We start from the raw sequence: 20,840 nt of genomic DNA, 5'->3' as shown, positions 1-20,840 counted from the left end.
CGCACCAACGTGGTTGTCGGCGCCTGACCAAGGGAGTTCAGCTATGCCCACCCGTTCCATTCGTCTCGCCGGGGCCGCGCTAGTGGCTGGCCTCGGCCTCGCGTCGCTCGCCGCGTGTGGCGGCAGCGGTGACTCCGGCTCCGGCACCAGCTCATCATCGTCCGGTGGCGGTGCAAAGAAGACCATCGCCCTCCTCCTGCCCGAGTCCAAGACCACGCGCTACGAGACCTTCGACCGCCCGCTGTTCGAGGCTGCCGTCAAGAAGGACTGCGCAGACTGCAAGATCATCTACAGCAACGCCGACCAGGACCCGGCCAAGCAGCAGCAGCAGGCCGAGGCAGCGCTGACCCAGGGGGCCAACGTCCTCGTCCTCGACCCGGTCGACGGCAAGGCTGCTGCCGCGGTGGTCGCCAGTGCCAAGGGCCAGGGCGTTCCCGTCGTCGCCTACGACCGGTTCATCGCCGGCGCGGACTACTACGTCTCCTTCGACAACGAGACCGTCGGCAAGATCCAGGCCCAGACCCTGGTCGACACGATCAAGGCCGGGGGCAAGACCTCGGGTGACATCGTGATGATCAACGGCGCGCCGACCGACCCCAACGCCGCCAGCTTCAAGAAGGGCGCCCACAGCGTCCTCGACGGCAGCGGCTTCAAGATCGCGGCCGAGTACGACACCCCGGACTGGAGCCCCGACAAGGCACAGGCCTGGATGGAGGGCCAGATCTCGGCCGTCAAGGGCAACCTCGTCGGCGTGTATGCCGCGAACGACGGCACCGGCGGTGGCGCGATCGCAGCGCTCAAGGCCGGTGGCGTGAACCCGCTCCCGCCCGTCACGGGTCAGGACTCCGAGCTCGCCGCGATCCAGCGGATCCTCGCCGGTGACCAGGCCATGACCATCTACAAGCCGGTCCCGCCGGAGGCCGAGGCCGCCGCCAAGGCTGCCATCGCGCTGGCGAACAAGCAGAAGCCCGAATCGACCGGCGACACCGACGGTGTCCCCTCGACCATCCTCGACCCGATCGCGGTCACCAAGGACAAGGTCAAGGACACCATCATCAAGGACAACGTCTACAAGATCACGGACCTCTGCTCCGGTGCTTTCGCGGCGGTCTGCGCCAAGGCAGGCTTGAGCTGACGCACCCGCACCAGCGGGTGGGAGCAGCGCCTCGGCGCCGTTCCCACCCGCCGGTGCACGCGGCATACCGACACGACGGACCCTTTCCGACGCAACGGCATTCGCACTCGCTCCGGCTCCACCGAACCACACGAAGGACTGACATGACCGCGACCCTCGCACCGCCGACGACAGCCGTCCTGGCGCTCACCGGCATCTCCAAGCACTTCGGCGCCGTCCAGGCACTCAAGGACATCGACTTCGACGTGAACTCGGGCGAGGTCGTGGCCCTGGTGGGCGACAACGGCGCGGGGAAGTCGACGCTCGTCAAGACGATCGCCGGCGTCTACGCCCCCGACGAGGGCCAGATGACGTTCGACGGCAAGGCCGCCAGCGTCGCCAGCCCGGCGGAGGCCCAACACCTCGGCATCGCGACGGTCTTCCAGGACCTGGCGCTCTGCGACAACCTGGACGTCGTCGCCAACCTCTTCCTCGGCCGGGAGCTCTATCGCGGCCGTGCCCTCGACGAGGTGACGATGGAGCAGGAGTCCTGGCGGCTGCTGCGCCAGCTCAGTGCCAAGATCCCCTCGGTGCGCATCCCGGTCGCCAGCCTCTCCGGTGGCCAGCGCCAGACCGTGGCCATCGCCCGGTCGCTGCTCGGGGCGCCCAAGGTGGTGATGCTCGACGAGCCGACCGCGGCTCTCGGCGTCGCCCAGACGGCCGAGGTGCTGAACCTCGTGGAACGCCTGCGGGAGAACGGACTCGGGGTCATCCTGATCAGCCACAACATGTCCGACGTGATGGCCGTCGCCGACCGCGTGAGCGTGCTGCGCCTCGGTCGCAACAACGGCACGTTCAACGTCAGCCAGACCACCAGCCAGGAGATCATCGCCGCGATCACGGGTGCGACGACGAACGCCGTCTCCCAGCGGGCCGCCCGCCGCGCGGTCACTCCCGAACCCGCAGACACGACCGGCACCGAGACCACAGGCCCAGCGGCCACCGGTCCCGCTGCCACCTCGGAGGAGCAGTCATGAGCACCCCCACGCCCACCCCCGAGGCGCAGGCCCTGGACGCCACGGCCGCGCTGCCCGCCGACCTGCAGGACGAGCGGCTGATCGCGTCGCAGGGCATCGGCGGCTTCCTGCGCGCGTTCCTGTCGCGGCTGCGCAGTGGTGACCTCGGGTCGCTGCCCGTCGTCGTCGGCCTCATCGTCATCTGGGGCGTCTTCGCCCTGCGCAACGACGCCTTCCTGTCCAGCCGCAACCTCGTGAACCTCACCCAGCAGAGCGTGCCCACGGGGATCATCGCGCTCGGGATCGTGCTGGTGCTCCTGCTGGGCGAGATCGACCTCTCGGTCGGCTCGATCAGCGGGTTGTCGGCCGCCATCCTGGCCGTTGGCTTCGTCGGTCACGGGTGGTCGCTGCCCCTCGCGATCATCGCCTCCCTCGTCGCGGGCGCGGTCATCGGCGGGGTCTACGGCGTGCTCTACACGCGGTTCGGCGTGCCCAGCTTCGTCATCACCCTGGCTGGCCTCCTCGGCTTCCTGGGCCTGCAGCTCAAGGTCCTCGGGAAGGAGGGGTCGATCAACATCCCCTTCGACTCCGCGATCGTGAAGTTCTCCGCCCTGAAGTTCCTCCCCGACGCGGTGGCCTACCTGATCGTCGTCGCTGCGGTGCTCATCTACGCGGCCCTGCGCCTGCGTTCCAACCAGCGTCGCGCTGCCGCGGGTCTGTCCACGACACCGGTCGTCACGGTGGTGCTGCGTTCCGTGGCGCTCCTGCTGCTCCTGGGCATCCCGGTCTACGTGCTCAACCGGGACCGAGGCGTGTCCTACATGTTCGTGCTCTTCCTCGCCCTAGTGGTCATCTTCGACTTCGTCATCCGGCGCACGTCGTGGGGTCGATCCGTGCTGGCCATCGGCGGCAACGTCGAGGCCGCCCGTCGCGCGGGCATCAACGTCAAGCGCATCTACGTCACCGTCTTCGTGTTCTGCTCGACCCTCGCGGCCCTCGGTGGCCTCCTCGCAGCCGGTCGCCTGGCGGCCGCCAACCAGAGCAGCGGCGGCGGCGACGTCAACCTGAACGCGATCGCGGCCGCTGTCATCGGTGGTACGTCGCTGTTCGGCGGGCGTGGCTCGGCCTACTCCGCCCTGCTCGGCATCCTCGTGATCCAGTCGATCTCGAACGGCCTGAGCCTGGTCAACCTCGGCTCGCCCGAGCGCTACATGATCACCGGCGGCGTCCTGCTGCTCGCCGTCATCGTCGACTCCCTGAGCCGCCGCAGCCGCGCCGCCCACGGTCGCGCCTGAGCGGTTCCCGCACGACGACACGAGGGGTATGCCGGGTGGTCACCACCCGGCATACCCCTCCTCCCACCCGTCCCACCTTTATCGGGTGACCCGATAAAGGGCGGCTTCACCCGGAGACGGTTTCCGGGTGAAGCCGCCCTTAGTCCCTCAACCCGATAACGGTGTGATCAGGGGGTGGCGAGGTGGTCTGCGGCCTGGCGCTGGGACCAGGCCCGGTCGGCGGCATCGATGCTGGCGCGCGAGTGGAGATCGACACCGGCGCGCTTGGCCGCCGCCCTGGCGGCAGCCGTCGAAAGGTCGGGCGCGCGGAACTGCTCAGGCGTGATCGAGGCGTCGACGCCTGCGTAGCGACGCTGTTGGCTGGCGAGGCGGTCGGCCGACAGCTCGGCCTTGCGCAGGCTGACAGCGCTGACCTTCAAGGCGCTCCCCGTCAAGGGGGTGCTCACGAGCGGGGCGTAGCCGTCGCGGTGACCGGCGACGTTGGGGTGGTAGCTCTCACCGACCGGGTTCGACAGCCCGTTGAGCCATTCGACGTCGTCGCACACGGCGTGACCCACGAAGCGGCTGGTCGGGTTGGCGAAGCTGAAACCCTTGGCGCTCGCCTGGGTCGACGTCTTGCTGTTGAGCAGGTCGGCGGTCTGGTTGAGCCGGGACTCCTCGGCGGGGGAGAACCACGTGAAGGCGTTGCAGTCCTCACCCTGGAAGATCCGGGGGTAGCCGACCACGACCACCTTGGCGTTCGGCGCCTTGGCCCTGATCGCGGCATAGAGGGTCGAGAGCCTCGCGGGGAGGGTGTTGTTGATGATGGACTGCGCGGCGTCGACTGCCCCGTTGCAGTCGCTCATCCAGCCCGGCTTGGCACACTCGGTGAGGACATCCGCGAACCCTGCGTCGTTGCCACCGACCGAGATGGAGACCTGCGTGGTGGCGGCAGACAGTGCGCTCAGCTGGGTGTTGGTGACGTCGGCGACCTTGGCACCGGAGCAGGCCCGGAAGTTCAGGGTCAGCCCCTTGCTTGCCGAGATGAGCGAAGGGTAGGCGTAGACCGAGCGCTGGCACGAGGTGCCGTCGTTGATATACGTCCGCGTCCCGGTGCCGGATGAGTACGAGTCGCCCAGTGCCACATAGGAGTTCGCAGCCTGCGCCGGTGCTGCCGAGACAGTGAGGGCGGTCGCGGCACCCAGTGCCGCGATCACGCCGAATGCGCGGGCCATCGCCATTGACATCTCCCTGCGGTCCAGTGGATCGGTGAGTGCACAGTAGGGCTGCCAGGACCGTGGTGAGCGCCCAGCGCGAAGTCGGGACGAACCCTTGTCAACTTCATACCTGCCGCAGGGGGTTCGCGCTCACCTTCGTGGGGAGCTACCCGTCGGCCACCGAGCCAGTCGACGTGCCCACGCGAATCCGGTTGCCGTCGGGGTCGACCAGCTCGGTGTCGCGCGCCCAGGGGTTGTCCTCGACGACCGTGCCGAACTCGGCCGCCACGGCGTCGACGTCATCGACCCACAGGTAGGCCAACCCGCCCGGCCGGGCGTCGCCGAGGTGCTCGGACAGGTGGACGTGGACATCGCCACGACGGACGATCAGGTAGACCGGCATACCGGGCCCGAACCGGTGCGCGCTCACCTGCTCGAACCCGAGCCGCTCGTACCACGGCAGGGCCGCGAACGCGTCGGCCACCCGCAGGATCGGGCTGATGCTCTCGGTCAATGGGACCTCCTCGGACGGGCGCGGTGCTGGTGGGTGGCCGTCGAGATCATCCTCGCAGGGACTGCCCCCGACCGCCCGGTTCTCCGGTATGGCGAAAGGAGTGCGTGATCGGCCCCTGACCTGCGCAAACGTCAGGTTCTGAGTGGCGGCTCGGGGCTGCGTGGCATAGGAATGGGGAAGCGGCGTGACACGGCGTCGCTCGACGACAGGGAGAACCAGCCATGACCGAAACCCCCCTGAACGAAGCAAGCGACGACGAGGCCGGCATCGGACCGTCTGATGGTGGTGCGGCAGGCATGCCGGGCAGCGCCGACGACGGTGGCGCGGACGGTGGAGCCGACGGCGGCGCGGGCGAGGGCCCGGCCGATGGTGGCGCGGACGCCGGTGGCCACGACGGTGGCGCGGATGGTGGCGCGGACGGCGGCGCGGACGGCGGAGCCGGTGAAGGTCCGGCCGATGGCGGCGCGAACCCGGACGGGCACGACGGTGGTGCCGACGGCGGTGCAGACGCCCAGGCGTAGCGATCCCGACCTTCCGTCGGTGACTCGGTGACGACCACGTCGCCGCACCGGGTGCCCGCCACCAGCGGTGGGCACCCGGTGCTGTCACGACTGCTGGCCGTCGCCCCGGCCGAGTTCGGGCAGCGCTACTGGTCGCGCGAACCCCTGCTCAGCCGAGCGGCCGACCTGCCGAGGTCCTTCGACGACCTCTTCTCCGCCGATGCCGTCGACGAGCTCGTCTCCGGTCGTGGGCTACGAACACCGTTCCTGCGCATGGCGCGTGAGGGGACCACGCTCGAGGACCGCAGCTTCACCCGCGGCGGAGGGATCGGCGCCGCCATCGGTGACCAGGCCAGCGACGACGCGGTCCTGCACCACTTCTCCGAGGGTGCGACGTTGGTCCTTCAGGGGCTGCACCGGACCTGGCGCCCGATCATCGACTTCTCCCAGGCCCTGGCGGCCGAGCTCGGTCACCCGGTGCAGGTGAACGCCTACGTCACCCCACCCGAGAACACCGGCTTCAGTGACCACTACGACGTGCACGACGTGTTCGTCCTGCAGGTCGCGGGCGAGAAGAGGTGGCGGATCCGCCCACCCGTGCACGAGCTGCCGCTGCGTGACGAGCCGTGGACGGACCGGCGAGCTGCCGTTGAGGAGGCTGCCCAGGACCGACCCCTCATCGAGGAGACCTTCGCCCCGGGTGACTGCCTCTACCTTCCCAGGGGATACCTCCACTCGGCCACGGCCCTGGGGGGTACGAGCATCCACCTCACCATCGGCGTCCATTCGTGGACCCGACGCCACGTGGCGGACGAGCTCGTTCGCGCCGCCGTGACCCGCGCCAGCCGATCCCTCGAGCTGAGGTCGGCCCTGCCGGTGGGCACGGACCTGGTCGCGGCCGGTCCGGCCGCCGACGACGTCGAGGCCGTCCGTGCCGCCCTGATCGAGGCGCTTGCGGAGGTCGACGCCGCCGACCTCCGCAACGGCCTGGCCGGCGCGGCCCGAGCCGCCCAGCGCCCGGCACCGTTGGCACCGTTGGCCCAGGCCGAGGCGGCCCGTGCCCTCACCGAGTCGTCGCGGGTCGAGCTGCGCGCCCATGTGGCGGCCGCCCTCGTGCCGGCCGCCGGAGGCCGCACGGTGCTGCGCAGCCGAACCGGAGCGCTTCCCGTCGAGCGAGCCGACCTGGCTGCCGTGGAGCAGCTCCTGGCCTCTGGCTCCGCGACTGTGGGGGAGCTCGGGCTGGACCTCGCCCGGACCCTGATGCGCTCCGGCGTCGTCGTCCCCGGATGACGACTCCCCGGTGCTCGACGTCTGCCCGGCGTCGGGGCGACCCGCTGGTGGGCACCGCGGCTCCGGCCGTGCGGTGGCTCCTCGTCGAGCACCCTGGCGGATGGGCTCCAGCAGCGCTCGACAGCCCCGGCATCGACGCTGCGGTCGCGGATCGCCTGCATCGGACCGCCCTGGACGTCGGTGGCAGGGTCGTGCTGATCCGCCGACCCGGCCGGCCCGTCGTGCCGCGACCTCCGGAGCAGCGCCGCTGGACCGTTCTCGACCTCGACGGCCGACAGCAGTGGGGCACCTGGGGGCGGTCGGAGGACCTGCTCGCCGCCGGCTCGGCCCTGCTCCACGGACCCGCCGGCAGGGTCGGCGGACACCCGCCCGACCCGCTCTTCCTGGTCTGCACGCATGGCAGGCACGATCTCTGCTGTGCGGTCAGGGGGCGCCCGGTCGCTCAGGCGCTCGCGGTCCGCTGGCCGCAACAGACCTGGGAGTGCACCCACATAGGCGGCGACCGGTTCGCCGCCAACCTGCTCGTCGTCCCCGACGGCACCGTCTATGGCGGCCTCGACGCGGCGAGCGCCGTCGACGTGGTGCAGGGCCACCTCTCAGGGTCCGTGGACGTCGAGCACCTGCGCGGGTTCTCGGCCCACCGACCCCCCGTGCAGGCCGCCCTCGCTGCGGTTCTGCGCGCCCACGGTCCGGCGGCGGCCGGTGACGTGCTGCCCGGCGAGGTGGTCACGGACGGCGAGGTGTGGCGCGTCGAGGTGCTGGGCCGGGGAGCCGTGCCGGCGCGGTCGGCGGTGACCGTCCGACGCACCAGCCAGGCCGCCGCCCGGCTCACCTGCCGGGCCGAGGCCGACGCCACGGCATACACGTGGACTGCCGTGGTCGCCGGCCCCGCCGGCTAGGACCGGGCCGACCCGGCTGGCCAGGAGGGTCAGGCTGGCAAGGAGGGGCCAGGACGGCCCGCCCCGTCCCGGAGACGGGTTTCAGCGTGGCGTGGCGGTCACGCGTTCCCTGGTCTGCTCCACGGTGGGACCGCAGGTCCGGGTCGGCTTCGCGGCTCCGGGCGTCCCGGCGCCCTCGCCCTCGCCGGCCGGCGGTGCAGCTTCGGGTGCACGGTCCTCGATCCTCGACCCGTTGATCAGGGTCACGTCGTCGTAGGCGGGGCGTCCTTCGATGACGTTGCGGAACTGGTAGCGCGTGAGTGAGGCCAGTCGGCAGTCGGTGCCGAACGTCGCGATGTCGAACGCGGACGGCTGGCCGGTGAGCTCGCCGGCGTCGCCCTTGTCGCCGTTGCCGGCAGCACCTGTGTCCTCGCTCGCGATGAAGTGGCTGAACGGTCCACCGCCGGTGAAGGTGCCGACTCCGATCCGTGACCCCTCGAGCTGCGTGGCGTGCAGGTGGCCGTTGACCCGGATGCCTGCCCGGGCAACGTCCTTGGCCGCCGACGGCTCGTGGGAGACGACGATGTCCGGGGCGGCGAGGTCCGCCATGGCGGCGTTGAACCGCGCTGCCGCCGGCCTCTGCTTGGCGGCGTTGTTGGTGTTGTCGTCGCCGAACCACCGAGGGTCGTTGAACCCGGCGATCCGCAGGCCGTGGATGCTCTCGACCGTGTAGGTCTGAGCGTCGGGCTCGAGCAGCACGACGTTCCGGATGGAGGCGAGCCGGTCCAGCACCTCACGGTCGACGTCGGACCGTCCGTCGTGGTTGCCCTTGACGAAGAGGTACGGCACCCCCAGGGAGGCGATTCCCTTGAAGAGGTCGGCCGCATCCGCCTCCGTGGCGCTGCCGAAGTTCACCAGGTCACCGGAGTCGATGACCGCGTCGATCCGCTCCTGCTCGACGATGGTCTTCATGAGGGCGTACTGGTTGGCGCCGTGGATGTCCGACACGAGCAGGATCCGCGCGGCGACCGGCTGGCCGAGCACCTGCGGTGAGTACTTGTCCTGGAGCGCGGCCGAGAGCGCGAGCAGGTTCTTGAGGTAGGGCGTGACCTGCTCGGCCCTGGTCTCGACTCCCTCCAGCAGGTCGGCGTTGCGCTGGACCGTCCCGAGGATCCCTGTGGTGGTGAAGCTGTCGAGCCGTTCGGGCTGGTAGGTCACCCCGATCACCCCGAACGTCGCGACGCAGGAGGAGACCCACACGGAGGCGACCACCGCGCTCCACCGCACCCGCGGCGCGCGTCGCCGCCACGCGGCATACCCGCCGAGGCCGAGGAGGGCCACGACGAGGGCACCGGCGGCGAACCGCCAGCCCAGGGCGATCGCGCCACCGCGGGCGGCGCGCTCGAGCTCGAGGGGACCGGGCTGGAGGGACTGGACCGAGATGTTGGGACGCGCGAGGAGATCGGTGATGCGTTCCTTGACGTGCACCTGGGCGACCACGCCGGGTGCCGGCACCAGTCCCGCGAAGTCCATCCGGATGTCGCCGAAGATGGTCGGGCTCTGGATGGCGGAGACGTCGCCGGGGTTCAGCGACAGCCGCAGGTCGGCGCCGTAGTTGAGGGTGTCGGCACTGCTCGGGAAGAGCGTCGTCGCGGCCACGCCGCCGCTGTTGCAGGCGACGAAGAGGACGACCAGGGCGCCGAGCCGCAGCAGCCACCGGGACACACGCCGCCACCGACGTGGGCTCTCGGGGGGCGTGCTCACGTCTCCACCGTAACGGGCGGCGCCGGTGGCCCCACGGTCACCAGCCCCCGCCTCCTCCATGCCGCCCCCCGGGGCCTCCTAGGCTTGGGGTATGCCGCGCAGCCTGGGAACGCTCGAGGGCCGCACCTTCGCGGCGGTGTTGTTCGACATGGACGGGACGCTGATCGACTCGATTCCCGTGGTGGTCCGGTCCTGGCTGCGCTGGGCGCAGGAGGAGGGTGTCGACCCCGGCCGGCTGAACGGCTTCCACGGTGTGCCGGCGCGGGGCATCATCACGGCGTTGCTGCCGCTGGAGCGCGTCGACGCCGCCTTCGACCGGATCGAGGCGATCGAGATCGCGGACACCGAGGGCATCGCGATCCTTCCCGGCGCGCTCGACGCGCTCACCACCCTGCGCGCCGCCGGGGCCGACGGCCGCGACCTGGCGGCGATCGCCACCTCGTGCACGACCCCGCTGGCCACCGCGAGGATCGCCGCGACAGGGGTTCCGGCGCCCGCTGTCGTCGTGACCGCGAGCGACGTGGCCCGGGGCAAGCCGCACCCCGACCCCTTCCTGCTCGCAGCCGCACGGCTGGGGGTCGACCCGGCCGACTGCCTCGTGGTGGAGGACGCGCCCGGCGGGCTCGAAGCAGCCCGGGCGGCTGGGTGTGCGACGCTCGCCGTCACGACGACGACGGCTCGCGCCGAGCTCGTCGCGGACGCGGTGGTCGACGACCTGGGCGACGTGCGGTTCGTTGTCGAGTCCGGTCGCGTTCGCCTCACGGACCGCCCCCGGGTGACCGACCCCGTGTGACCGAACCCGCGGTGACCGCCTGCGCCATAGGGTGCGGTCATGGACGCTGACGTCATCGTGGTCGGAGCCGGACTGTCCGGACTCGTTGCTGCTGCCGAGATCGCCGATGCGGGGCGCCGGGTCCTGGTCGTCGACCAGGAGAGTGCGGCGAACCTCGGCGGGCAGGCGCACTGGTCGTTCGGTGGGCTGTTCCTCGTGGACAGCCCCGAGCAGCGACGGATGGGCATCAAGGACACCGTCGACCTGGCCTGGCAGGACTGGAACGGCTCGGCGGGTTTCGACCGGCTCGACGACGAGGACAAATGGGGCGCCCAGTGGGCCCGCGCCTACGTCGACTTCGCGGCCGGGGAGAAGCGGTCCTGGCTGCACGAGCAGGGCATGCGGTTCTTCCCCGTCGTCGGCTGGGCCGAGCGCGGCGACGGGTCCGCGTCGGGGCACGGCAACTCGGTGCCGCGGTTCCACATCGTCTGGGGGACCGGGCCCGGGGTGCTGGCGCCGTTCCTGAGGCGCGTCGCCGAGCACGTCGCAGCGGGTCGCGTCGAGCTGCGGCACCGGCACCAGGTCGACGAGCTGGTCACCTCGGACGGCACCGTCACCGGGGTCCGGGGCACGCTCCTGGCTGCCGACGATGCCTCACGGGGCAGGCCGACCAACCGCGACGCCGTCGGCGAGTTCGAGCTGACCGCGCAGGCGGTCGTGGTCACCAGCGGCGGCATCGGCGCCAACCACGACCTCGTCCGCGCCAACTGGCCCGAACGGCTGGGCGGCGCGCCCGAGCACATGCTCACGGGGGTCCCGGCGCACGTCGACGGCCGGATGCTGGCCATCACCGAGGCCGCGGGTGGGCGCCTGGTCAACCCTGACCGGATGTGGCACTACGTCGAGGGCATCGAGAACTGGGACCCCATCTGGCCGTCCCACGCGATCCGCATCCTGCCCGGGCCGAGCTCCCTGTGGTTCGACGGGAACGGCGACCGGCTGCCGGCCCCGCTCTTTCCCGGCTTCGACACGCTCGGCACGTTGTCGCACCTGCGCCGGACCGGGCACGACCACAGCTGGTTCATCCTCACGAAGAAGATCATCGGCAAGGAGTTCGCGCTCTCCGGTTCGGAGCAGAACCCCGATCTCACCGGCAAGTCGGTCAAGGACGTGCTGGGGCGTGCCCGGGCCGACATGCCCGGACCGGTGCGCGCGTTCCTCGACAAGGGCGCCGACTTCGTCTCGGCCGACACCCTCGGCGAGCTCGTCGCCAAGATGAACGCGCTGACCCCCGACGCCCCTCTCGACCTGGTCCACATCGAACGCCAGATCGTCGACCGTGACCGGCAGATCGACAACGACTTCTGCAAGGACGCCCAGGTGACCGCCGTGCGTGGGGCGCGGAACTACCGTGGTGACAAGCTGATCCGCACGGCGTCACCACACCGCATCCTCGACCCCAAGGCCGGCCCGCTCATCGCGGTGCGCCTCAACATCCTCACCCGCAAGACCCTCGGCGGCCTCGAGACCGACCTCTCGTCGCGCGTCCTGTCCGCGTCGGGTGAGCCGGTGCCCGGCCTGTATGCCGCGGGCGAGGTTGCCGGGTTCGGCGGCGGTGGGGTGCACGGGTACCGCGCGCTCGAGGGCACCTTCCTCGGCGGCTGCATCTTCTCCGGGCGGACCGCAGGCAGGGCAGCCGCAGCCGCCGTCAGCTGACCGCGGGTCGCCGGTTCGTCGAGGGCGGCCCGCCGGGCCGCCGCCGCTTTTCGTGACTTGTCCAGGCTGAGCCTCGTTGTCCGACCAAGAGCCGCACCTCTGGAGGATCACATGCACCGCATCAGCCCATCCGTTCGCGCCGTCCTGACCGGTATCGCCGGCGCCGCCATCCTGGTCCCGTCGACGGCCGGTTTCGCCTCCGCTCACGGAGACCACGGCAAGGACGCAGGGCGAGCGGCAGCAGCGCGTCAGGCCTACTCGGGCGGCACGAGCGTGCCCTTGGTGAACAGCCCCAACCTGCGCCTGGAGGCGAACTTCCCGGAAACGGCCGGCATCTCCGGCTGCTTCCTCAAGACCGCCCCGCTGTTCGTCATGTCCTCGCTGGACTCGCTCAGCGTCTTCGACGTCAGTGACCCGGTCGCGCCCAAGCTGGTCGGCACGCTGCCCAACCTGGTCTTCGAGAACGAGGCGATCAACTGCGGCGAACGCAAGACCGCTGCCGGTACCGAACGCTTTGCGCTCATCGGTGTGGACACCTACGACGTGTCCGCAGACATCCAGCACACCGCCGCGGCGGCTGGTGGCAAGGAGCTCATCGTCGTCGATGTCACTGACCCGACCAAGCCACGACTGCGCTCAAGCGCGACGGCCACCACGAGCACGCACACGGTGGCCTGCGTCGACGACCGCGACTGCCGCTACGCCTACTCCGCAGGTGGTCGCACGAACTTCTCGATGATCGACCTCGACAACCTCGACGCACCGCACGAGGTCGACGCGGACCCGGCGACGGTCGGGGTTCAGCCTTTCGCCTCGCCGAGCGGTGGGCACAAGTGGAACTTCGACAAGGCCGGATACGCGACGCACACCGGCTACAACGGCTCGTCGATCTTCGACGTGCGCGACCCGCTCCACCCCCGCGTGGTCACGACCACCGGACTCGCCGGCCGCGGGCTCGAGGCGGACGGCACCACCAAGAACGGGTACAACGACTTCATCCACCACAACTCGTTCCGGCCCAACGCCGAGGCCTTCGTCGCTGACGCAGCACCCCGCCTGGCCAACGGCAACATCCTCCTGGTCACCGAGGAGGACTACGAGCAGGTCGACTGCACCAAGTCCGGCTCGTTCCAGACCTGGTGGGTGAAGCGGCTCGACGGCACCCCGGACGCGATCGTCCCGCTCGACAAGGTCGAGCTGTCCGACCTGGGCTCCTTCCCGCTGCCGGTGGGCGCGTTCTGCTCCGCGCACTGGTTCGACTTCCACCCCTCGGGAGTCGTCACCGTGGGCTTCTACGGCGGCGGGACCCAGCTGGTCGACGTCCGCGACCCGCGCGACATCAAGCCCTATGGCCACGCCGTGTGGGGCGCCTCGGAGGTGTGGGACTCCTACTGGGTGCCGGACTACACCAAGGGTGACGTCCGAACCGATCGCAAGACCAACATCGTGTACTCGGTCGACCTGGTCCGGGGACTCGATGTCTACACCGCCGACCTGCCGGGTGCGCGGACCACGTCGGCGGCACCGTCGGCCGTTCCCAGCGGCCTCCTGCCCTAGGGCCAGGCCGTCAGGGGAGGCGGTCGCGGACGACGGTGTCGAGCACGGCCAGGGGCACGCTGCCGCCGTCGAGCACGGCGTTGTGGAACGCCTTGATGTCGAACCGGTCCCCTTGTCGCTCCTGTGCTTCCCGACGGATCCGCAGGACCTCGAGCCGCCCGATCATGTAGCCGCACGCCTGACCCGGCATCACGGCATACCTGTCGATCTCGGCCTTGACCCCACCGACGCTGAGTGGGCAGTTGGCGACCATGTAGTCGACGGCCTGCTGGCGGCTCCACCCCATCGCGTGCAGGCCGGTGTCGACGACGAGCCGGCAGGCGCGCATGGAGTCCATGGTGAGCATGCCGAGCCGTTCGAGCGGACTGGTGTAGAGGCCCATCTCGTCGGCGAGACGTTCGGTGTAGAGCCCCCAGCCCTCGGCGTAGGCGTTGAAGATCGTGAACTTGCGGTACTTCGGCACCTCGGTGAGCTCGCCGGCGATGGCCAGCTGGAGGTGGTGGCCGGGGATGCCCTCGTGGTACGACAGCGCCTCCAGCTCGAAACGTCCCCAGTGCGCCGGGTCGGCCGTGTTGATGTAGAACGTCCCGCCGCGGCTGCCGTCGTCCGCGGGCGGGAAGTAGTAGGCCGCGGCACCCACGTCGGTGGACTTCACCACACAGTCCGCGACCGGCAACCGGTCGAACCACTCGGGCATGACCCCGCGCGCCTTGGCGAACGCGGTCTCGCAGGCGGCGACGATCTCGGTCGAGCTGGAGTGCCGCAGCGCGGGGTCGTCCCGAAGCCCTCGGTAGATCGACGGGAGGTCGTCGGTGCCGACCACCTCCGGTGCGAGAGAGCGGTACTCGTCCTCGAGCGAGGCGATCTGCTGCAGCCCGATCTCGTGGATCTGCTGTGCGGTGAGGGAGGTCGTCGTGTCGCGGGCCAGCAGGTGGGCATAGGTCTGCTCCCCGTCCGGGAGCCAGGACAGGCCGCACTGCTCGTCGGGTCGCATCACCGGCGTGACCTCGTCGCGCAGCACGTCGCGGAAGGCCTCGAGGGCGGGACGGACGTCGGCGGCGATGACGTCCGCGAGGCGGCCGCGCCAGGCCTCGACGTCATGGCCGGCAGGCGGTTCGGTCGTGGACGTGAGGAGCACGTCCTCGTCGAGCGGAGTGGCCAGCCACTGCTCGACCTGCTCGATCGAGCGTTCCACGGCGAAGGCTGCGGGCGTGCGTCCCGAGGCAACGCCCTCGCGGTGCCGCTCGGCGAAGTCCTTGATGTTCTGGCCGATCCCGCGGTACTTGGACACCATGGCGTCGGCGACGTCCGCGGTCGGCAGCGACAACCCGGCGATGGTGACACCGAGGGCGACCTGGACCCCGAAGACCGGGTCGACGCCGAACTCGGCCAGGTGCGACTCGCCCACGTCGGCCGAGGTCGTCGCGTCGAAGGCAACGACATCGCGGGTCACCCGGTCCGGGCCGTCGAGGCCCTCGTCGGGGATGGCTTCGGCGCGCGCGGCGAACTCGCGCAGGGACGCGACCTCGGCGTCCTCAGCAGCCCGCGACCCGTCCTCGTACCGGTCGGCGAAACGGTAGTCACCCAGCATGTGCGCCCAGGTGGGCGAGGTCCGCATGCGGTAGTCGTGGAAGTCGTCCGCCAGCTGCTGCACCGAGTCCGTCATGACCCAGAACGTAGCGGGTGGTTGCCGGTCAGAGGTACTGGCCCGTCGGGCCGCTCTCACCGGGGTGTGGAGGTATGCCGTGTGCGCCGGCCATGCCCTCGGCGCCGGGTCCGCCCTCGGGCGCGTGACCGGGCGGAAGGGCACGCCGCATCTGCTGGAGCTGTTGCTGGGCCGCCATCTGCTGGGCGAACAGCGCCGTCTGGATGCCGTGGAACAGGCCCTCGAGCCAGCCCACGAGCTGGGCCTGGGCGATGCGGAGCTCGGCGTCCGTGGGTGGTTCGTTCTCGTTGAAGGGCAAGGCGATCCGCTCGAGCTCGTCGATCAGCTCGGGAGCCAGGCCGTCCTCGAGCTCCTTGATCGAGCGGCGGTGGATCTCCGCCAGCCGGGCCCTGCCGGCCTCGTCGAGCGGGGCGTTGCGCACCTCTTCGAGCAGCTGCTTGATCATCGAGCCGATGCGCATGACCTTGGCCGGCTGCTCCACGAGGTCGGCGGGGTTCGTGGGTCCGTCCTCACCGTCACGGTGCGGGGCGACGCCCATGCCGTCCTGGGTCACCACCACGACGCGCTGCTGGTCGCCGTTGGCGGTCGGGTCGGTCTCGTGCTGGTCTGGCGTCTGGCTCATGCCACCCATCCTGCCCCACCCCGTCCACGGCCATCAGGGGTGTGGTCGCGGGAGGGCGGCACGCTAGTCGGCCCGGCGCGTCATGGCGGGAGCTCGTCTGATCGCCAAGGCGGAGAGCAGTCCTGCGAGCAGCGGCACCCCGAGCACGACGAGCAGCAGCGGTGTCCAGGGGATCGACAGGAAGGGTCCGCTCCACTGCTCCACGCCGGTGGCCGGGTCCGAGTTGTACTGCGTGGTGAGGGGATAGGTGATCGCGATGCCGGGGACCAGGCCGACGGCGATGCCGAGGATGGCGCCGATGAACCCGACCACCATGGCCTGGGAGGCGGCGAAGGCGCGCCGGGTGCGACGGGTGGCGCCGACCGCCGCGAGGGTGCCGGAGTCGGCCTGCTGCTCGGCCATCGACAGCGCCGTGGAGATGAGGGTCACGATGAGCAGCAGGAGCGCGGCGACGCCCATCATGATCCGCATGACCGTCTGGTCGTAGCGCTGGAAACCCCGCTCCACATAGACGCCGCCGCCGTCGCCGACGAGCTCGTCCAGGGCCTTCTGGGTATCGGAGCTGATGGCGCCCTCGGCGTCGCGCAGCAGGACCGACTCCTGCTGCAGCGGCCATCCCAGCCTGGTCGCGGTCTCGGTGGAGACGATGGCGCCCGACTGACCCGGCATCGAGCCGTCCGTGAGTCGGTCGGCGGGCACGCCCACGACCGGGACCGAGGTGGTCGTGCGCTCGGTGACCTGGGTCGCGGCATACGTCTGGTTGTCGAGGACGAAGGTGCCGGAGACCACGGTCAGCGCCGGCTTGGCCCCCAGGTCCTTCAGGGCCACGACCATCGCACCCTTCTGCACTGCCGTGCGCTGCGTCTCGGTGAGCCGGAACCGCCGGGCGATCTCGGAGGCCGGAAGGGCGCCGATCTGTCCCCGGTCGTAGGCCTGGCTACCGAGGCGGACGCAGTTCTGGTGCTCGCCCGTGCTGCTCGGGAGGGTGAACGTCGCCGTGCACCCCTCGGGCACCACGGACACGAACTCGACGGGCTTGCCCGGTGCCGCGGTGCCCGCGTTCATCATCGGGTCCTCCTTGGGACGCGCCACCGAGAAGGGCGTCTGGACCAGGGCGGGGAACTGCTTGAGTGCGGCCGCGGCGGACAACCGCATCTCCGGGTCAGCGGTGTAGACGACTCCTTCACCGCGCAACGCCTGGGGCTGGTAGGTCGCCATCTGCTGCTTGGTGTCGCTGGCCAGCCCGATGCTGAAGGCGGTCAGCGCGACGACACCGGCCAGGATCGCCGCGACGGTCGGGGTGGAGCGGCTGCGGTGTCGCGCGGCGTCGCGGATCGCGATCCGTGGTGCCACCGGGAGCCGTGTGGCCAGCCTGCCGAAGGCGACCAGGATCGCGGGGACAAGGAGCAGGGTGCCGAGCACCAGGCCGACGGCGCCGATGGCCACACGGAAGTCGCCACCGCCGCGCAGCTGCGCCGCGGACAGCACGACCGCGCCCCCGATGACGGCGAGAACCAGGCCGACGACGGGAACCACCTTGTTGAGCCTCGGCGACACGCTCTGGCCGCGCATCACGCCGATGATGTCGAGGCGACCCAGGCGCATCGAAGGCAGCAGCGCCGCGATGATCGCGCTGAGGACGGCGCAGGGCACGAGGATCGCGAACGCCGTCCAGGGGAGGTCGAGGCGGATCGCGGCGAACGAGCTCTCCGGGTGCGTTCGCACCCACCACCACAGGCCGACGGTCACCGCGGCAATCCCCAGGAGGACGCCGCCCAGTGCCGAGATCACACCGAGGACCAGCGCCTGGGCGAGCACGGTGCGGCGCAGCTGTCGTGTCTCAGCGCCGTTGGTCGCCGCCAGGGCGAGGGTCCGCCGCTGTCGGGCGGCGCTCACCGCGAAGGCCGGGCCGACGAGGAGCGTGGTGAGGATGAAGAGCATCACCCCGCCGATCACGGCGATCATCCGACTGGTGTCCTGGGTGAAGTCGTTCTGGGAGCGCAGCTCGACGGGCAACGAGCTCTCCGGCGGGGGGTTCTCGAGCACCGCACGGCTGTACACGGTCAGGCCGTAGCCGTTGAGCCGCTGGACCTCCTCCCAGCTCACCGGTCCACCGCCCACCAGCACCCAGGACCCCGCTGCCCCCATTCCACTCGCGTCGGCGGCGGCACCGTCCGGCATCGAGGGCACCACGAAGTCGGGCATGCCGCCCCACTCGAGCAGGGCCGTGGCGGTGCCGACGACCTTCATTGATCGTTCGGTTCCGCCGGCTGACAGCGTCACCGTGCCGGAGCGCGGCAGTCCCTTGCGCTCGCCGGCGGGGGTGATGACGATCTCGTCCGGATCGGCCCCCCACGAACCGGAGGCGAGCCGCGCCTTGTCGCCGAGGTCCGCCACCCGCGGGTCGGCGACGAGCCCCGTGACACGCACCCGGCGGTCTCCGACGACGAGTCGCATCTGCGTCTCCCCCACGGCGACGGCAGTCGCCCCACCCGCGAGCCGACCGATCGCGGCCGCGTTGTCGGTCGACGACCCGCTCGCCACGAAACCGGGGATCGTGGTGGCCGGGTTGTCGCCGCCCCATCCGCTGCCACCGCGGTTCGGGTCGGGGGTCTGCTGGATCTTCCCGATCTGGGGCCCTTGGACGAGCGCCTGGCCCGTACCCATCCGGGCCGTCACGAGATCGGCTCCGTCGGCCTGCTCCGTGGCGCCCAGGGTCGCGCCGCCGGCCAGCAACCCCACGGGGATGGCGACCATCAGGAAGACGAGGATCGACCGACCCTTGTGGCGACGCAGGTCGCGCCTGGCCATGCGCAGGGCGATCCGCCACGAGGCACGCCACCGGGCGGCGCGGGAGCCCGAGCCGTCGGCACGGCCGGAACCACCCGGCATACCCACGGGTGCCTCCTGCTCCAGGAGTGTCGTCATGGCCGGCCTCAGGCGGTGGGCTCGAGGAGCGTCTCGGCCGTCTCTGGCGATCCGGTGCTGTCGACGACCACGCCGTCACGCAGGAACACGACCCGGTCGGCCCAGGCCGCGTGCCGCGCCTCGTGGGTGACGAGGAGTCCGGCCGCGCCGGCGTCGCAGCGTTCGCGCAGGACGCGCAGCACGCCCTCGCCGGTGTGCGAGTCGAGGGCGCCGGTGGGTTCGTCGGCGAGCACCAGGCGACGGTCACCGACCAGCGCGCGGGCGATCGCCACCCGCTGCTGCTGGCCGCCGGACATCTTGTCCGGGTATCGGTCCGCGAGCTCCTGCACCCCCACCATCGTCAGCGCGTCGACAGCCCTGCGGCGCGCCCTGCCGACGCGCTGGCCGTCGAGCTCGAGGGGGAGGGCGACGTTCTCGACCGCGGTGAGGGACGGGATCAGGTTGAAGTCCTGGAAGACGAACCCGACCCGTCGACGCCGCAGCCGTGCGAGGGCGTCGGCCTTGAGGCTCCCGATGCTCTGGCCCTCGATGATCACCTGTCCGCTGGTGGCCGCGTCGAGTCCGCCCGCGAGGTTGAGCAGCGTGGACTTGCCGGAGCCGCTCGGGCCCATGACGGCGACGAGCTCTCCGGCGCGGACGTCGAGGCTGACGCCGGCCAGGGCGCGGACCGCCGTGCTGTCGGTGCCGTGGACGCGGGTGACGTTGTCCAGGCGCAGGATCACGTCGGTGCTCGGTGACGAGCTGGGTGCGCTTCTCATCGTTGTTCCCCCCTGAGTGCTGAGCTGATGGTGTGACCGGAGCTGTCCCTGGTGCTGCTGCCGGTGCTGTTGTCCGTGCTGGTGGCTGTGGTGGTGTCGGTGCCGTGGTGACGCCCGTCGTCCACTGCTCCGGGTATGCCGCGCGCGGGCGTCCGAGGGCGGGTCGCCTCGCGCACCAGCCGGGCCTCGACGTGGTCGAGCCAGCGGACCTCGGCCTCGCCGGCGTAGATGAGGTTCTCCAGGACGAGGAGCCAGGCGAGGTCCACCTGGCCGTCGCCGTCCGCCGCCGACTCGTGGTGTGTGGTGGCCCGCTTTTTCAGGCGGGTCAGGTCCTGGAGGTGGCGCAGGGTGGCGGTCCGCTGGGTCTGCACCACCCGGTTGACGTCGACGCCGTCGACCGTGACGGCCAGGGCCAGCTTGATGACCAGCTCGTCGCGGGGGGTGGTCTCCCGGCTCACGGGGGACGTCCACCACCTGGCGACCTCGGCCCGCCCGGTGCGGGTGAGGCGGTAGGAGATCCGCCCCTCGGCGTCCTCCCCGATCGCCTCGACGAGCCCGTCGCGCTCGAGCCGCGCCAGCGTCGTGTAGACCTGCCCGACGTTGAGCGGCCAGGTTCCCCCGGTCCTCGCCTCGAACTCGGCACGCAGCTGCGCGCCATACATCGGCTCGGTCGCCAGCAGGGCCAGGAGCCCTTGTTTGACCGACATCCGCCACCGTCCCCGTTCTGGTGTCCCCTACCTACCCAGTATCACGCCTGGTAGGGGAGATGTATACCGAGTATGTAGAAGGATCGTCAAGCATCCTGAACCCGCCGCGGGGGCTTGCGTCAGTGGGCCAGCAGGACGGCGGCCAGGGCGAGGGCTCCGGGGACCGCCTGGACGAACAGGATCCTGCGACTGGCCGTGGCCGCGCCGTAGGCGCCGGCGACGATCACGCACAGCAGGAAGAAGGCCTGGAACGCGAAGCGCAGGTGGTCGGGGCCGACGATGCCCCAGACCAGCCCAGCAGCCAGGAAGCCGTTGTAGAGCCCCTGGTTCCCGGCGAGGACCTTGGTCTGCTCGGCGAACTCCGGCGTCAGGCCGAAGGCGACCCGGCCCCGAGGAGTCGTCCAGAGCGCCATCTCGAGCACGACGATGTAGACGTGGATCAGGGCGACGAGGGCGACCAGCACCGTGGCGACTGCGTTCATGGCCTCAGGGTGGCAGACCCGGCCGGCCCGCGTGCCCGACTCGCTGGTTCAGGTGGTCCGAGTGC

18 protein-coding genes are annotated in these 20,840 nt (G+C 70.9%); 9 read left to right on the top strand and 9 right to left on the bottom strand.

The window, feature by feature from the left end; genetic code table 11:
* Positions 1 to 43: 43 nt before the first annotated feature.
* The 3 genes from AC1DWP_RS09115 to AC1DWP_RS09105 all read left to right on the top strand — a co-directional run bounded on the left by AC1DWP_RS09115 (position 44) and on the right by AC1DWP_RS09105 (position 3,425).
* A complete protein-coding gene (locus AC1DWP_RS09115) occupies positions 44 to 1,135 on the top strand; it encodes an ABC transporter substrate-binding protein (protein WP_477614148.1) in 1,092 nt (363 codons plus the stop codon).
* Positions 1,136 to 1,278: 143 nt separating this feature from the next.
* Positions 1,279 to 2,151: an ATP-binding cassette domain-containing protein gene (locus AC1DWP_RS09110; RefSeq protein ID WP_477614147.1), complete on the top strand. Its 873-nt coding sequence runs from the start codon at positions 1,279 to 1,281 to the stop codon at positions 2,149 to 2,151.
* On the top strand, positions 2,148 to 3,425 hold the full coding sequence (locus tag AC1DWP_RS09105) for a sugar ABC transporter permease (protein ID WP_477614146.1): 1,278 nt from the start codon (positions 2,148 to 2,150) through the stop codon (positions 3,423 to 3,425). Before AC1DWP_RS09110 ends, AC1DWP_RS09105 begins: the two co-directional genes overlap by 4 nt.
* 167 nt (positions 3,426 to 3,592) lie before the next feature.
* Here the strand turns inward: AC1DWP_RS09105 and AC1DWP_RS09100 are convergent, their stop codons facing one another.
* Together AC1DWP_RS09100 and AC1DWP_RS09095 are read right to left on the bottom strand one after the other, a co-directional pair.
* Positions 3,593 to 4,645: an SGNH/GDSL hydrolase family protein gene (locus AC1DWP_RS09100; RefSeq protein WP_477614145.1), complete on the bottom strand. Its 1,053-nt coding sequence runs from the start codon at positions 4,643 to 4,645 to the stop codon at positions 3,593 to 3,595.
* Positions 4,646 to 4,787: 142 nt separating this feature from the next.
* Positions 4,788 to 5,135: a glyoxalase superfamily protein gene (locus tag AC1DWP_RS09095; protein WP_477614144.1), complete on the bottom strand. Its 348-nt coding sequence runs from the start codon at positions 5,133 to 5,135 to the stop codon at positions 4,788 to 4,790.
* Between the two features lie 221 nt (positions 5,136 to 5,356).
* On the opposite strand from AC1DWP_RS09095, the gene AC1DWP_RS09090 reads away from it, so the two are divergent.
* Genes AC1DWP_RS09090 through AC1DWP_RS09080 form a run of 3 tightly spaced genes read left to right on the top strand, consistent with a single transcriptional unit; the run spans position 5,357 to position 7,824 of the window.
* Positions 5,357 to 5,656: a hypothetical protein gene (locus AC1DWP_RS09090; protein ID WP_477614143.1), complete on the top strand. Its 300-nt coding sequence runs from the start codon at positions 5,357 to 5,359 to the stop codon at positions 5,654 to 5,656.
* A gap of 27 nt (positions 5,657 to 5,683) precedes the next feature.
* A complete protein-coding gene (locus AC1DWP_RS09085; protein ID WP_477614142.1) occupies positions 5,684 to 6,925 on the top strand; it encodes a cupin domain-containing protein in 1,242 nt (413 codons plus the stop codon).
* A complete protein-coding gene (locus AC1DWP_RS09080; protein WP_477614141.1) occupies positions 6,922 to 7,824 on the top strand; it encodes a sucrase ferredoxin in 903 nt (300 codons plus the stop codon). The genes AC1DWP_RS09085 and AC1DWP_RS09080 overlap by 4 nt, the downstream gene beginning before the upstream one ends.
* 81 nt (positions 7,825 to 7,905) lie before the next feature.
* Here AC1DWP_RS09080 and AC1DWP_RS09075 read toward each other — a convergent pair whose 3' ends face one another.
* On the bottom strand, positions 7,906 to 9,567 hold the full coding sequence (locus AC1DWP_RS09075; RefSeq protein WP_477614140.1) for a metallophosphoesterase family protein: 1,662 nt from the start codon (positions 9,565 to 9,567) through the stop codon (positions 7,906 to 7,908).
* 91 nt (positions 9,568 to 9,658) lie between these two features.
* Here AC1DWP_RS09075 and AC1DWP_RS09070 point away from each other — a divergent pair, with 91 nt between their 5' ends.
* The 3 genes from AC1DWP_RS09070 to AC1DWP_RS09060 all read left to right on the top strand — a co-directional run bounded on the left by AC1DWP_RS09070 (position 9,659) and on the right by AC1DWP_RS09060 (position 13,612).
* Complete coding sequence (locus AC1DWP_RS09070) at positions 9,659 to 10,360, top strand: HAD-IA family hydrolase (protein ID WP_477614139.1); 702 nt, start codon at positions 9,659 to 9,661, stop codon at positions 10,358 to 10,360.
* 39 nt (positions 10,361 to 10,399) lie between these two features.
* Positions 10,400 to 12,055: an FAD-binding dehydrogenase gene (locus tag AC1DWP_RS09065; protein WP_477614138.1), complete on the top strand. Its 1,656-nt coding sequence runs from the start codon at positions 10,400 to 10,402 to the stop codon at positions 12,053 to 12,055.
* A 111-nt stretch (positions 12,056 to 12,166) separates the two neighbouring features.
* Positions 12,167 to 13,612 carry an LVIVD repeat-containing protein gene (locus tag AC1DWP_RS09060; RefSeq protein ID WP_477614137.1) on the top strand — a complete coding sequence of 482 codons (1,446 nt, stop codon included), beginning with the start codon at positions 12,167 to 12,169 and terminating at the stop codon, positions 13,610 to 13,612.
* A gap of 10 nt (positions 13,613 to 13,622) precedes the next feature.
* On the opposite strand, the gene AC1DWP_RS09055 is transcribed toward AC1DWP_RS09060, so the two are convergent.
* The 6 genes from AC1DWP_RS09055 to AC1DWP_RS09030 form a co-directional block, all read right to left on the bottom strand.
* Positions 13,623 to 15,278: a DUF885 domain-containing protein gene (locus AC1DWP_RS09055; RefSeq protein WP_477614136.1), complete on the bottom strand. Its 1,656-nt coding sequence runs from the start codon at positions 15,276 to 15,278 to the stop codon at positions 13,623 to 13,625.
* A 28-nt stretch (positions 15,279 to 15,306) separates the two neighbouring features.
* On the bottom strand, positions 15,307 to 15,900 hold the full coding sequence (locus tag AC1DWP_RS09050; RefSeq protein ID WP_477614135.1) for a bacterial proteasome activator family protein: 594 nt from the start codon (positions 15,898 to 15,900) through the stop codon (positions 15,307 to 15,309).
* 63 nt (positions 15,901 to 15,963) lie between these two features.
* Positions 15,964 to 18,828, bottom strand: coding sequence for an ABC transporter permease (locus AC1DWP_RS09045; protein ID WP_477614134.1), 2,865 nt, complete (start codon positions 18,826 to 18,828; stop codon positions 15,964 to 15,966).
* Positions 18,829 to 18,836: 8 nt separating this feature from the next.
* Positions 18,837 to 19,586: an ABC transporter ATP-binding protein gene (locus AC1DWP_RS09040; RefSeq protein ID WP_477614133.1), complete on the bottom strand. Its 750-nt coding sequence runs from the start codon at positions 19,584 to 19,586 to the stop codon at positions 18,837 to 18,839.
* Positions 19,583 to 20,293 carry a PadR family transcriptional regulator gene (locus AC1DWP_RS09035; RefSeq protein ID WP_477614132.1) on the bottom strand — a complete coding sequence of 237 codons (711 nt, stop codon included), beginning with the start codon at positions 20,291 to 20,293 and terminating at the stop codon, positions 19,583 to 19,585. Before AC1DWP_RS09035 ends, AC1DWP_RS09040 begins: the two co-directional genes overlap by 4 nt.
* A 119-nt stretch (positions 20,294 to 20,412) precedes the next feature.
* The gene (locus tag AC1DWP_RS09030; protein ID WP_477614131.1) at positions 20,413 to 20,775 is read right to left on the bottom strand and encodes a DUF1304 domain-containing protein; all 363 of its coding nucleotides are present in this window, start codon (positions 20,773 to 20,775) and stop codon (positions 20,413 to 20,415) included.
* Positions 20,776 to 20,840: the final 65 nt, after the last annotated feature.

The sequence above is a fragment of the Pedococcus sp. P2_F6 genome, assembly GCF_056403675.1.
This window is presented reverse-complemented; position numbering and strand designations above follow the sequence as displayed.